The 13192-nt window shown below is 69.7% G+C and carries 10 protein-coding genes; 5 read left to right on the top strand and 5 right to left on the bottom strand.

Annotation, left to right across the window (positions count from 1 at the left end):
- Positions 1-28 precede the first annotated feature (28 nt).
- Entirely contained in the window at positions 29-1078 is a 1050-nt protein-coding gene (locus tag ABGB18_RS44135; RefSeq protein WP_347701682.1) for a LacI family DNA-binding transcriptional regulator, read from the top strand.
- A gap of 11 nt (positions 1079-1089) precedes the next feature.
- On the opposite strand, the gene ABGB18_RS44130 is transcribed toward ABGB18_RS44135, so the two are convergent.
- From ABGB18_RS44130 to ABGB18_RS44115, 4 genes are read right to left on the bottom strand one after another with little or no spacing between them, the layout of a single operon-like run.
- On the bottom strand, positions 1090-2034 hold the full coding sequence (locus ABGB18_RS44130) for an ABC transporter ATP-binding protein (protein ID WP_347701681.1): 945 nt from the start codon (positions 2032-2034) through the stop codon (positions 1090-1092).
- On the bottom strand, positions 2034-3923 hold the full coding sequence (locus tag ABGB18_RS44125) for a dipeptide/oligopeptide/nickel ABC transporter permease/ATP-binding protein (RefSeq protein ID WP_347701680.1): 1890 nt from the start codon (positions 3921-3923) through the stop codon (positions 2034-2036). The genes ABGB18_RS44130 and ABGB18_RS44125 overlap by 1 nt, the downstream gene beginning before the upstream one ends.
- A gap of 13 nt (positions 3924-3936) precedes the next feature.
- Complete coding sequence (locus ABGB18_RS44120; protein WP_347701679.1) at positions 3937-4956, bottom strand: ABC transporter permease; 1020 nt, start codon at positions 4954-4956, stop codon at positions 3937-3939.
- A 5-nt stretch (positions 4957-4961) separates the two neighbouring features.
- A complete protein-coding gene (locus ABGB18_RS44115; protein ID WP_347701678.1) occupies positions 4962-6431 on the bottom strand; it encodes an ABC transporter substrate-binding protein in 1470 nt (489 codons plus the stop codon).
- Positions 6432-6911: 480 nt separating this feature from the next.
- On the opposite strand from ABGB18_RS44115, the gene ABGB18_RS44110 reads away from it, so the two are divergent.
- From ABGB18_RS44110 to ABGB18_RS44095, 4 genes are read left to right on the top strand one after another with little or no spacing between them, the layout of a single operon-like run.
- Positions 6912-7670, top strand: coding sequence for a hypothetical protein (locus ABGB18_RS44110; RefSeq protein ID WP_347701677.1), 759 nt, complete (start codon positions 6912-6914; stop codon positions 7668-7670).
- A 28-nt stretch (positions 7671-7698) separates the two neighbouring features.
- Positions 7699-8856 carry a mandelate racemase/muconate lactonizing enzyme family protein gene (locus ABGB18_RS44105; protein WP_347701676.1) on the top strand — a complete coding sequence of 386 codons (1158 nt, stop codon included), beginning with the start codon at positions 7699-7701 and terminating at the stop codon, positions 8854-8856.
- 53 nt (positions 8857-8909) lie between these two features.
- Complete coding sequence (locus tag ABGB18_RS44100) at positions 8910-9848, top strand: aldo/keto reductase (protein ID WP_347701675.1); 939 nt, start codon at positions 8910-8912, stop codon at positions 9846-9848.
- The gene (locus ABGB18_RS44095) at positions 9845-10846 is read left to right on the top strand and encodes a Gfo/Idh/MocA family oxidoreductase (RefSeq protein ID WP_347701674.1); all 1002 of its coding nucleotides are present in this window, start codon (positions 9845-9847) and stop codon (positions 10844-10846) included. Before ABGB18_RS44100 ends, ABGB18_RS44095 begins: the two co-directional genes overlap by 4 nt.
- A 47-nt stretch (positions 10847-10893) precedes the next feature.
- Here ABGB18_RS44095 and ABGB18_RS44090 read toward each other — a convergent pair whose 3' ends face one another.
- The gene (locus ABGB18_RS44090) at positions 10894-13191 is read right to left on the bottom strand and encodes a glycoside hydrolase family 3 N-terminal domain-containing protein (protein WP_347701673.1); all 2298 of its coding nucleotides are present in this window, start codon (positions 13189-13191) and stop codon (positions 10894-10896) included.
- Position 13192 lies beyond the last annotated feature (1 nt).

Raw genomic sequence — 13192 nt, 5'->3', positions numbered from 1 at the left:
GCTGCGACAGTGAAGCCCGGTTTCCGCAATGGAGCATGTCTTGGTGTCTGACTCAGTCGAACGGCGAGTCACCGTCGCCGATATCGCCGCCGAAGCCGGCGTCTCGCGTGCGACCGTGTCGAAGGTGCTCAACGGCCGTGCGGATGTGGCACCGGCCACTCGGGCCCAGATCGAAGCGATGCTGGTCGAGCGCGGTTATGTCCCGACCAAGCGCACAAAAAGGGCCGTGACCGCCAAGAGACGCGGCGGCCTGATCGAGATGCTCTTCAACGACGCGAGCACGCCCTGGGCCGCCGAAATGATTCGCGGTGGGGAGGCCGCGGCACGGGCGGCGCGCGTCGGCATCGTCGTTTCGGTGCTGGAGAGCGGACCCGGGCAGGCCCAGCAGTGGCTGGAGGACGTCTCGGATCGCGGCTCCCGCGGCATCGTACTCGCGCTGTCGGAGCTGTCGCCGGCCGACCACAAGCGGATCGCGAAGCTCGGCGTGCCGGTGATCCTCGTCGATCCCGTCGGGGATTTCGATTCCGACAGCCCATCGATGGGCGCGGGCAACTGGGGCGGTGGGATGGCCGCCACCCGGCACCTGATCGATCTTGGCCACCGGCGCATCGCGACGATCACCGGCCCGATGCGATTCCTCTGCAGTCAGGCCCGGCTGGCCGGTTATCGGGCCGCGCTGGAGCGGGCGGGCATTCCCGCCGATGACCGGCTCGTCAAGCACGGCGACTTTCACTACTCCTCCGGCTTGAAGTCGGCGCTGGCCCTGCTCGATCAGTCCGACCCGCCTACGGCGATCTTCGCGGCGAACGATGAGCAGGCGACCGGTGTCTATGCTGCGATCCAGCAGCGGGGGCTGTCCGTACCCGGTGACATGAGTGTCGTGGGCTTCGACGACGTGCCGGTGGCGCAGTGGATCTCGCCGGCCCTGACGACGGTGCGGCAGCCGATCGCGGAGCTGGGCGCGCTGGCCATCCGGACGCTGCTCGCTCACGAGGAGGGTGCCGAGCTGCCGCAGGGCCGCGTCGAGCTGTCCACGAAGCTGGTGGTCCGCGCCAGCACCGCCCGGCCGGCAGGCTGACGAAACCGGGTTCAGGCGCGTGGGACGATCGACTCGTCCCGTTCACGGGCGAAGTGACAAGCGGCTCGATGCACACGTCCCGCCGTGGCGGCCGGTTCCAGCGTCCGGCAGATCTCCCGCTCCGGGTCCGCGGCCGGTCCGATCGGGCAGCGCAGGCGGTAGGCGCACCCTCCCGAAGGGGGCGGATCGGTGACCGTCGAGGCCTCCACCGCGGACTCCGACAGCAGCCTGCGCTGCCCCATCTCCGGTATGGCGGCCAGCAGGGACCGCGTGTACGGATGCTCCGCTTGCTCGATCACCTCGTCGGCAGGCCCGAACTCGACGATGCGGCCGTTGAACATCACGGCGAGCTCATCGCACATGTACTGCACGACGGCGAGGTTGTGACTGATGAAGACCATGGTCAGCCCCAGCTTGGCCCGGAGCCGGCGCAGCAGGTTGAGCACGACGGCCTGCACCGACACGTCGAGGGAGGCGGTCACCTCGTCGGCGATCAGCACGTCCGGGCGGGCCGCGAGCGCCCTGGCGATCGCCACCCGCTGCCGCTGGCCGCCGGAGAGGTTCCCCGGACGGGATCGGGCGATGGCGGGATCCAGGGAGACCAGGTCGAGCAGCTCGGCCACTCGCGCGGAGGCGTCCCGCCGACGGAACCCCACGAGGCCCTCCATCACGCACTGTTCCACGGTGAAGCGAGGGTCCAGCGAGCTACGGGAGTCCTGGAAGACCAGTTGCACTCTGCGGCGCGCCTGGCGGGAGGACAGGTCGGCACCGTTGATCCTCATGGTTCCCGCCGACGGCGTCAGCCCCACGAGAGCGCGGGCAACCGTGCTCTTGCCGGAGCCCGACTCGCCCACGAGGCCGAGCACGGAGCCGTCGGCGACGTCGAAGGAGACGCCGCGGACGGCCGTGACAGCGCCATAGCGGACCGTGAGGTTCTCGACCGACAGGCCGGCCATCAGATTGTCACTCCCTCAGGGGTCGGCGCGTTCCCAGGTTCCGTCAGCGGATGCCAGCAGGCGGCGCGATGGCCGTCGGCCAGCACCCGCAGGGGCGGGCGGCTCGAAAGGCAGGTGGAGTCGGCATGGGGGCAGCGCGCCGCGAAGTAGCAGCCGGGCAGGTCGGCGTCCGGGCCCGGCATGCGGCCGTCGATGGCCATCAGCGGCTCGCTCTTGTCGAGCCCCATGCGCGGGCTGGCCGCGAGAAGGACCGAAGTGTAGGGATGAGCGGGCGAGGCGAGCAGGCTGCCGGTTTTCGCCTCCTCCACGATGAAGCCCGCGTACATCACGATGACCCGATCGCAGAGCTCGGACACGACGGCGATGTCGTGCGAAATGAACAGCAGGCCCGCCTCCGTCTGCTCGCCGAGCCGGTCGATGAGCCGGAGGATCTGCCGCTGCACGGTCACGTCCAGCGCGGTGGTCGGCTCGTCCGCGATGAGCAGCCGGGCCTCGCCCATCAGGCCGATGGCGATGCCGACCCGCTGCTTCATGCCGCCGGACAACTCGTGCTGATGCTGCTCGTAGCGGCGAGCCGGGTCCGTGATGGCCACCGCCCGCAGGGCGTCCAGCGCCTTGCGTTTGGCGTCCTGCTTCTTCTCGTCAAGGTGAATGACGGCTGGCTCGATGAGGTGCGTGCCGATCTTGATCGCGGGGTTCAGCGCTTCACCGGGGTCTTGGAAGACCATGGCCATGTTGCGGCCGAGGAGGTGCTGTGTGGCCCTGTCCGGCGCGAGCAGGTCGGCGTCCATGAAGCGCAGTGCCTCCGCCTCCACATGGCCGGGTTCCTCGACGAGTTGGGCGATTGCGGCCGCGGTCATGCTCTTGCCTGACCCGGATTCGCCGACGATCCCCACCCTTTCCTTCGGGGCGAGCGAGAAGGAGACATCGCGGACGGGCGTGGTGAGGCGGCCGTCCGCGGCTGGGTAGCTGACGCGGAGGTGGCGCACGTCCAGAAGGGAGCCGCCCGCCAGGCTCGGCGACGGTTCCGCCGGGCGCGATTCGCGGCGGCGGGCAGGGGGCGCGGAGCGGCGGCCGCCGATGAGATCCGACAGCCGCTCGCCCGCCAGGTTGAACGTGAGGCCGGCCAGCACGATCGCGACAGACGGTGCGATCGCCACGCCCGGAGTCACGTAGATGCGCGTGAGTCCGTCGTTGAGCAACCGGCCCCAGTCGTATACGGGCGGCTGGACGCCCAGCCCGAGGAAGCTGAGGCCAGAGAGCGCCAGGACCGCCGTGCCGATGTGGATGGTCGAGTACAGGATGATGGGTTCCGCGATGTTGGGCAAGATGTGGCGGAACGTCCGGTAGAGCGGGCCCCGGCCCAGCACGTGGGAGGCCTCGACGTACTCCTTGGACACCACGGACGCCGTGAGCGTCTGCGTGATACGAGCGAAGCCCGGTGCGAACGAGGCGCCCACCGCGAGTACGCTGCCCACCGAGCCGATCCCGAACAGCACGGCGAAGAAGATCGCCAATAGGAGCGCGGGGAACGCGATGAGCACGTTGATCACCGCACCGAGGGCGCGGCTCAGCCGGCGGGACATCGCGGACAGCAGCCCGAGCCCGATGCCGACGCAGCCGCCCACGATCGTGGCGAGTACGGCGAGCACCAGTGAGTTGCGCGTCGCCACGACCGTCCTGGCCAGGATGTCGCGTCCCAGGTCGTCGGTGCCCATCCAGTGCGCGGCGCTGATCGACTGGTTGGCCTCGGCCACGTTGCTCGCGGACGCGTCGTTCCCCCAGATCGACGGGGCGGCGACCGAGAGAAAGACGAAGAGCAGGACCAGGACCAGGGGAACGCCGCCGGACACCGCGCGGCCCAGACGATGGCCCCGGGAAGACGTCATCGCAGCGGTCATGTCAGAGTTCCCCCAGGCGAGATCGCGGATCGAGCACGCCGAGCACGACGTCCACGACCATGTTGAGGATCAGTACGGTGGCGCCGAGGACGAGCAGGATGCCCTGGATCAGCGGATAGTCCTTCTGGATGACCGCCTGCGAGATCACCGTGCCGATCCCGGGCCAGCCGAAGACATTCTCCACCAGTACGGTTCCGGCGATCAGGCCGGCCAGGATCATGGTGCCGTAGGTCAGGGAGGCGGTCATCATGTTCGGCAGCACGTACCGCCAGGTACGCAGGACCGCCGGCAGCCGGCGCGCCTTGGCGGCCCTGACGTACTCCGCGTCGAGCACCTTGAGAGCCTCTACCCTGACGATCCGGGACAGCGAGGCCGCGGGGCCCGCGACGAGCGCCACGACGGGGAGCACGTACGAGCTGAGCTGGTCGTTGCCCGCCGCGGGAAACGCCTTGATCGTCACCACGAACACGAGGCTGAGGACGGTGGCCAGCACGTAGTCGGGGATCGAGTTGAGCAGGCCGGTCACGTTCACGAACCAGCCGCGGACGTGCCGGCCGCGGCCGCCCCTGGTGCGCACTGCCGTGAGCAGTCCGACCGGCATGGCGATCAGGATGACCAGCAGGAACGCCGGTGCGGCCAGGAGCAGCGTGTTCGGGAACCGGGTCGTGAGCAGGTCCGAGACTGGAGCCTCGGTCACGATGGACCGTCCGAAGTCGCCGGTCACGACGCCCAGAACGTAGCGCCAGAGCTGCTCGGGCAACGGGAGGTCGAGGCCCAGTTCGTGCCGGCGCTGGGCGACCATCTGCGGCGTGGCCTGGTCGCCCAGCGCGGTCTGCACCGGATCGCCCGGTATGAGGTGGACCATGATGAAGGTCGCCGCGAGGAGGACCAGCAGCGACAGCACGAGCCTGACCAGCCGCCGACCGGCGAACACCATCCAGCGGTGGCTCGCCCGGACCTGTTGCCGCGCTTGGCCGTCCGCTCGTGGTTCCGCCCCGGTGACCTGGTAGCCGGTGCTCATGCCGGTCACTGGTACAACCGCAGGCTCGTCGGCACCGCGAACAGGCCGACGGTCTGCAGAGAGGCCTTCGACGTGTAGAAGGGCCGGTCGCCAACGGAGATCGGCAGCACGTCGGCCCGCTTCAGCAGCGCTTGGTGCGCCTGCTTCCACAGCTCGCATCCCTTCGCCCCGGAGGCGGCCAGCGCCTTCGCCGACAGAGCGTCGAAGTCCTCGTTGACGATGCTGCCGGTGTTGCGGCCGCCCTTGTCCGGTGTCGCGCCACCCCAGTAAGCGGTCATCATGAAGGGGAACTCGAGGTTGATCCCGCTGTAGTAGGCATCGAAGTCCTGCGTCGTGTAGAGCGCTTCGAGGAAGGCCGCCTGGGTGAGGCCCTTGAGGTTCGTTCCGATGCCGACGGCCTTGAGCTGCTGGCCGATCAGCTCGACCGCGGACACTGTTTGCGGCGCTCCGACCTGGTAGATCAGGTTGACGGTCAGCCTCTTGCCGTTCTTCGAGCGGATGCCGTCGGCGCCTTTGGTGTATCCGGCGACGTCGAGGGTCTGGTTCGCCGAGCCCGGGTTGTAGGCGGGAAGCGTGCCGGTGGTCTCGTCCCCTGGGCAGGAGACGGGTTTCTCCACCATCATGTTGTCGGCGACCTGACCCAGGCCGCTGGTGCCTACCTTGGTGACCTGTGAGCGGTCGAGCGCCGCCGCCATCGCCAGCCGTACCCGGGGGTCGGCGAGCACGCGGTCCCCGGCTTCGTTCAGGTTCAGCTCGCCGACCATCACCGGGACGTCGAACCGCTTGAGCGTGGTGTTGGCGTCCAGCCGGGTACGGTCGGGGCCGGTGATCTGGGCGGCGTTGACCTGACCGGAGAGCAGCTGGTTGGCGGAGGTGGATTCGTTCTGGACAAAGGCGATCTTCACGGTCTTGGGGCTGCCCGCGGCCGAGTTCTTGGCCCCGTTCGGTCCCCACGCGTAGCCGGGCCGCGCATCGAGCGTGTAGTGGTCGCCGGGAACGTAGCTGGTGACCTTGTAGGGGCCCGTGCCGTTGGAGGCGTGCTCGATGGAGCCGGGGTTCTTCAGCCCCGAGGGGCAGACGATGGGCAGCGAGCCGGCGCCCTCCAGCAGGAACCCGAACGGCGTCTTGGTCTTGATGGTTACGGTGCCTGCGGCATCGTCCGCGGTCGCCGTGTACGACAGGGGGATGGTGAGGCTGACCCAGGGCGAGAGCGTCTTGGGATCCTTGATGTAGTCGAAATCCGCTGCGACGTCGCTGGGGGTGAGCGGGGTGCCGTCCTCGCAGGTGACGCCCTTGCGCAGGGTGTAGGTGACCTGGTCCGGCGACACCTTCCAGCTCGTGGCGAGTTGCGGGACGACGCTGCCGTCGGGCGTCCGGGCGACGAGCGTGTCGTAGCTGAAGGCGAAGATCTGCCGGTTGGTGCCGCCCGTCGTCTTGTACGGGTTGATCGTCCCCGGGTCGGTGCCGAGGTTCATGGTGAACGTTCCCCCAGAAACGGGAGCGCCAACGGCAGCACCGCCACCCGAGCCCCCGCCCCCGCATCCGCCGAGCAGGGCCGAAACCGCCGCGATCGCCAGAACGACCGAATAGTTGCGCTTCATGTCGACCCATTTCTGGTGGGGGTGGTACCGGAAAGCCGCCGCGAGGACTTGACTGCAGTTTCGATGCGGTCGGATGTAGTTTCGACTGTGTTCGAGCCAAGTTACGACTGCGAAAATATGGCGTCAAGACCCTACGCTCCGTTGTCCTGGCCCGAGTGCCGTTCCCTGCGGCGATCCCGTACCGACATTGACCTGCGCAGAAGTGGCGGAAGCAGCACGGCGACCTGGTGGAACGGTTCGCGGGTCTCGCGCTCGGGCGCTGATGGGGTTACGATGACCTGCAGCTACAGTGCCGAAACTTTTCCGAAACTAATCTTGGGCGCCGGCCCGGCTCACGACCGAAAGAGAACCGACGTGATTGAGACTCACGACATCGTCCGCCCTCCCGAGGAACTCGTCGCCGGTCTGGCGGCCATCGGAAGCGCGACCGCGAGCAGTGAGCTCAACCGGCTCGGGGTTCGCAGCGCGCACATCCGCGGCCCGGTCTCATTCACACCGGGAACCTGCGTCGCCGGTCCCGCGCTGACCCTCCAGTTCATGCCCAAGCGTGAGGACCTGTACCAGGTCGATGAGTACGCCGAGCCGGAGAAGCAGCTGCACCGGCACGTCCTCTACCACACGCGGCCGGGGGACATCGTGGTGGTGGACGCGCGCGGCGACATGGCCAGCGGCGTCTTCGGCGAGATGATGATGATCTACTTCAAGAGCCGGGGCGGCGTCGGCGTGGTCGTCGACGGCTGCATCCGCGATCTCGGCAAGGTGCGGGACCTCGGCCTCGGGCTGTGGTTGCGCGGGACGACGCCGAACTTCCACTCGCAGACCGACATCTTCCCGACGGCCGTCAACGTTCCCGTCGCATGCGGCAACACGGTTGTGATGCCGGGCGACATCATCGTCGCCGACGACGACGGCGCGGTGGTCGTGCCGATCAAGCTCGCCCCGGCCCTGCTGAAGGAGGCGGGCAGCCACGCGGAGTGGGAGGAGTTCTCCCGCATGCGGCTGTCGCAGGGCGGCGACCTGCGCACCTACTACCCCCTGTCGGAGGAGGCGCGCCCCGAGTACGAGCTCTGGCGGAAAGCGCGCGCGGCCGCGGACGGCGACGCCACCGCCTGACGCGGCGGCCGAGCGAGAGGATGCACGGATGAAGATCATGGAGCTCGTTCCCTGGCTGATCCGGTCGGGCGGTTCCTACTGGGGAGAGTTCCTGTTCGTCCAGGTGCGGACAGATGAGGGCATCGACGGCTGGGGCGAGATCACCACGACGACGCGCACGGCCAACCGCGCGGTCGCCGGCATGGTAGGCCAGGCCACCGAACTGCTCGCCGGCGACGACCCCGCCAAGATTGAGGACATCTGGCACAAGGTGTTCCGGGCGTTCACCTACATGGGCAGCCGCGGCGCCGGGACGAACGTCACCAGCGCGATCGACATCGCCCTGTGGGACATCCGCGGCAAGGTGCTCGGCCGGCCGGTCTGCGACCTGCTCGGCGGCACGGTCCGGGACGACCTGCTGCTCTACACCCACCCCGACCAGCACCGCTTCCAGACCCGTGACGGGGTCGAAGACGAGATCAGGAAGATCGTCGAGTCCGGCCACACCGCCATCAAGTTCGACCCGTTCCCGCACGAACCCGGCCAGCCGGAGAGCAACGACCGCTACCTCGACGGCCGGCTGAGCCGCGCGAGGGAGCACGAGGCGATGGAGTTGACCGCGCTCATCAGGGAGATCGCCGGACCCGGGGTGGAGCTCCTGATCGACGCGCACGGCCGGTTCGACGTCCCCACGGCCATCCGGCTGGGCCAGGCCCTGGATGAGGTCGGCGGCATCCACTGGTACGAGGAGCCGGTGCCGCCGGAGAGCTACCACGCGCTCAAGCAGGTGCGCGACCGGGTGCGGGTGCCGATCTCGGTGGGGGAGCGCCTGCACACCCGGTGGGACTTCGTCCCCGTCCTCGAGAACGGGCTCGCGGACTTCGTCATGCCCGACGTGACCTGGACCGGCGGGATCTCCGAGCTCAAGAAGATCGCCACGCTGGCCGAGGCGTACTACGTGCCGGTCTCCCCGCACGACGCGAGCGGGCCGGTCAACCTGGTGGCCGGCGGTCACGTGATGATCACCGTGCCGAACTTCTACCGCATCGAGTCGAGCAGTCACGACCTGGCGGCCTACAACCGGTTCCTGCGTACGCCGCTGGACAACAGCGGCGGCCGGCTCAAGCTGCCGGCGGGTCCCGGGCTGGGACTGGACTTCGACATGGACTACCTGCGCGCTCACGCTCAGGACGGCTTCGGCGGCTGAACCCCGCCGTACGACGAGCAGTCGGGGCAAGACGCGACGAAAGGACGAGGAGCATGCTCACCAAGCGCCCCCTGGGCTCCACCGGACTGATGGTGCCGCCGCTGTGCATCGGCACCAGCGCGATCGGCAGCATCCCGGGCATCTACGGCTACGAGGTGGACCGTGACCAGGCCCTGCGCACCCTGCGTGCGGTATTCGACGGGCCGGTACGGTTCCTGGACACCTCGAATGGTTACGGCGGGGGAGAGAGCGAGAAACGCATCGGCGCGGTGCTGCGCGAGATCGGTGGTGTGCCAGGGGACTTCCTGCTGAGCACCAAGGTCGACCCCGACGAGAGCGGCGACTTCTCCGGCAAGCGGGTCAGGGCGTCGCTCGCCGAGAGCATGGAACGCCTCGGCATGGACCACCTGCCGCTGGTCTACCTGCACGACCCGGAACGCATCACCTTCGACCAGGCCACGGCTGCCGGAGGCCCGGTCGAGGCGCTCGTGCGGGCCCAGGCGGAAGGGATCGTCGACCACATTGGGGTGGCCGGCGGGCCGGTGGCCATGTTGCAGCGTTTCGTGGGCCTCGGGGTGTTCCAGTCGGTCATCACGCACAACCGGTTCACGCTGCTCGACCGGTCGGCCGAGCCGCTGCTGGACCAGTGCGCCGAGGCCGGTGTCGCCGTGCTCAATGCGGCGCCCTTCGGGGGCGGCATGCTCGTCAAGGGCCCCGACGCGGCCCCGCGGTACGCGTACCGGATGGCGCCTGACGACGTCCGGGAGAGCGCCGCCGGCATGTGGCGCGCCTGCGAGCGGGCCGGGGTGCCGTTGGCCGCCGCGGCGCTGCAGTTCTCCATGCGCGATCCGCGGATCACCACGACCGTCGTCGGCATCACCAGGCCGGAACGCCTTGATCAGACGCTGGAGCTCGCGGAGCTCGACATTCCCGACGAACTGTGGACAGAGCTGGACAAACTAACTCCTCCGAAAAAGACGTGGTTGCAGTGACAACGCAAGCTCGGGCATCCCAGCCGCTCCGGTGGGGAATCCTCGGCACCGGCGGCATCGCCGGCATGTTCGCCGACGACCTGCGGCTCTCCGGCGAGGGCGAGCTGGTGGCTGTCGCCTCCCGCTCCGCCGACCGGGCCGCGGCCTTCGCCGCGCGGACATCCGCGCCCCGGTTCCACGCCGGCCACGCGGCGTTGCTGGAGTCGGACGACATCGACGCCGTGTACATCGCGGTGCCGCACACCGCGCACAGGGACGTGGCGGTGGCGGCCATCGAGTCCGGCAAGGCCGTCCTGGTGGAGAAGCCGTTCACGGTCAACCGCGCCCAGGCGGAGGAGCTGGTGAAGCTGGCGCGCTCGCACGGGGTGTTCCTGATGGAGGCCATGTGGACGCGCTTCCTGCCGCACATGGTCCGGATCCGGGAGCTGCTCGCGCAGGGCCGGCTCGGCGACGTCAGGCTGGTGACCGCCGAGCACGGCGTGTGGTTCCGCAGGAACCCGGCGCATCGGATGTTCGACCCGCACCTCGGCGGCGGCGCGCTGCTCGACCTGGGTGTCTATCCGCTGTCGTTCATGTCCATGGTGCTCGGCCGCCCCTCCTCCGTGCAGGCTTCCGCGCACTTCGGCGACACGGGGGTGGACGGGCAGACCGCGGTGGTGCTCGGGTACGAGCGGGGCCGCCAGGCAGTGGCGACGACCTCGATGCAGGCCTGGCTGCCCAACCGGGCGACGATCGCGGGGACGGACGCGCGCATCGACATCGACACCATGTGGTACCGGGCGACGACGTTCACGCTGACCGCGCGCACCGGCGCGACGGAACGCTACGAGTTCCCCGTGCCGGGCAGTGGGCTGCGCTTCCAGACCGAGGAGGTGGCGCGGTGTGTGCGGGCGGGACTGCTGGAGAGCCCGGTGCTGCCGTTGGACGAGGTCTGCCAGATCATGGGCACGATGGACGACGTGCGGGCCCAGGTGGGCCTGCGCTATCCGGGCGAATGACCGGTACGGCCGGCGCCCGAAGGGGACGCCGGCCGTACGCGTCACTTTCAGGCCTGACCGACCCTCGCCTCCATCACCCGGTCGAAGCCGACGTACCGCCGCGGCCCGGTCATCGAGACGCTGATGGTCTGGCGGATGTCGGCACTGGAGGCCCCGACCCGCAGCTCGACCTCACCGGGATCCACCTGCCGCCGCCCTGACGCCCCGGTGTAGGACGTCTGGTCGGCGTGCAGCGACATGGTGACCTCGCGCGTCTCTCCCGGGGCCAGGTCCACCCGAGGGGCGGCGAGCAGCGACTGCACGGGCCTGGCCACCTCGGCGACCGGGTCGTGCAGGTACACCTGGACCACCTCCGACACCGTGTGTGCCGCGTCGTTGTGCAGCGTGACCCGCACGTCGAAGGTGCCGTCGGTGGCCCACCTCCCCGACGGATCCCCCGCGACGGCCGTCCAGACGACCGGTGCGTAGGAAAGCCCGTGGCCGAAGGCGAACAGCGGCGTGGGGTCCACGGCGCTCACCTTGCTGCGCTGCGCCAGAGGCGCGGAGAGGTAGGTGGCGGGCTGGTTGCCGCTGTCGCGGGGGAAGCTCACCGGCAGCCGTCCCATCGGGTCGGCCCGCCCGGACAAGACGTCGGCCAGAGCATGCGCGCCCTCCTCGCCGGGGAAGAACCCGCACACCACGGCTGCCAGCCTGTCCACCTGCCGCGACAGCTCGTACGGCCGCCCGACCAGCAGGACCAGCACCACCGGCGTGCCGGTGGCCAGCACGGCCTCCAGCAGTTCCTCCTGCCGGCCGGGAAGGCGCAGACTCGTCGCGTCGCACCCCTCGCCGGAGGTCCCGCCTCCGAACAGCCCCGCCTGGTCGCCGAGCACGGCCACGCAGACGTCCGCGTCGGCCGCCAGCTCCGCGGCGGCGGTGATCCCGGCATCGTCCCCGCCGAGCACGGGACACCCCTGCTCGTAACGGACGTCATAACCGGCCGCGTCGCCGCTCAGCGCCTCGACCAGCGTCGGCACCTCGATGCCGAGGTCCACGCCGGGGTGGTGCACGCCGACGTGCATGGGGAACGAGTAGCACCCCATCATGGCCTGCGGAGTGTCGGCACGCGGCCCGATCACGGCCAGTTTCAGGTTCGGCGCCAGCGGCAGCGTCCCGGTGTTGCGCAGCAGCACGACGGACCGGCGAGCCAGTTCCCCGGCCAGGGCACGCGTCGCCGCGTCGTCCAGCACGACGTCGCCCGCCTCGTCGAGTACGGCAGGTTCGGGCGACCAGCCCTCATCCAGCAGGCCGAGCCGGGCCTTCTGCCGGAGCACGCGCCGCAGCGCGCGATCGACCAGGGCGAGGTCCACCTCTCCGCGTTCGACCGCCTCGGCCAGCGGCGGGCCATAGCAGTGCACCGTGGGCAGCTCCACGTCGATCCCGGCCGAGAGCGCCAGCCCGGCCGCCTCGCCCGGTGAGCCCGCCACGTTGTGCAGGGCTTGCAGGAAGGCGATCGAGAAGTAGTCGGCCACGACCGTGCCGGTGAAGCCGTACGTGTCGCGGAGCAGGTCCGTGAGCAGCCCTGGATCGGCCGCGACCGGCACCCCGTCCACGTCCGCGTAGGAGTTCATCACCGAGTCGGCTCCCGCCCGCAGCGCCATCTCGAACGGAGGCAGGAGCACGTCGGCGATCTCGCGGCGGCCGGCCGACACCGGCGCCAGGTTACGGCCGCCCTTCGAGGCCGAGTAGCCCACGAAGTGCTTCAGCGTGGCGACCACGCCCGCCGACTGCAGGCCGCGGACGTAGGCGCTGCCGATCGTGCCCACCAGGAGAGGGTCCTCGCCGATGGTCTCCTCGACGCGCCCCCAGCGCAGGTCACGGGCGACGTCCATGACCGGGGCGAGGCCCTGGTGGATTCCGAGGCGCCGCATGGTGGCGCCGATCTGGGCGCCCATCCGTTCGACCAGTTCGGGATCGAAGCTCGCGCCCCAGCACAGCGGTGAGGGGTAGACGGCGGCTCGCCACGCGGCCAGGCCGGTCAGGGTCTCTTCGTGCACCAGCGCGGGGATCCCCCACCGCCCGGCTGCCATGATCGAGCGTTGCGTCTTCGCGAGCGTGGCCGCGCCCGTGCGGACGTCGACGGGCGCGGTGCCGAACGGCCGGGTGAGCTGGCCGAGGCCGTCGCGGACCAGGTCGTCCCACTCGGCGTGGAGCTGGGCGAACTCGTGCTGGTGCGGAGCCATCTCGCCGTCGCCGTCGTCGATGCCCACCCAGACGCCGTAGAGCTGCGCGACCTTCTCGGCCAGGCTCATCCTGGCCACCAGGTCTTCGACGAGGTCCTCGTGGGAGGTACGGTCGCCGGCCATG

The organism is Nonomuraea sp. B12E4 (genome assembly GCF_039871825.1).
GTDB lineage: Bacteria > Actinomycetota > Actinomycetes > Streptosporangiales > Streptosporangiaceae > Nonomuraea.
This window is presented reverse-complemented; position numbering and strand designations above follow the sequence as displayed.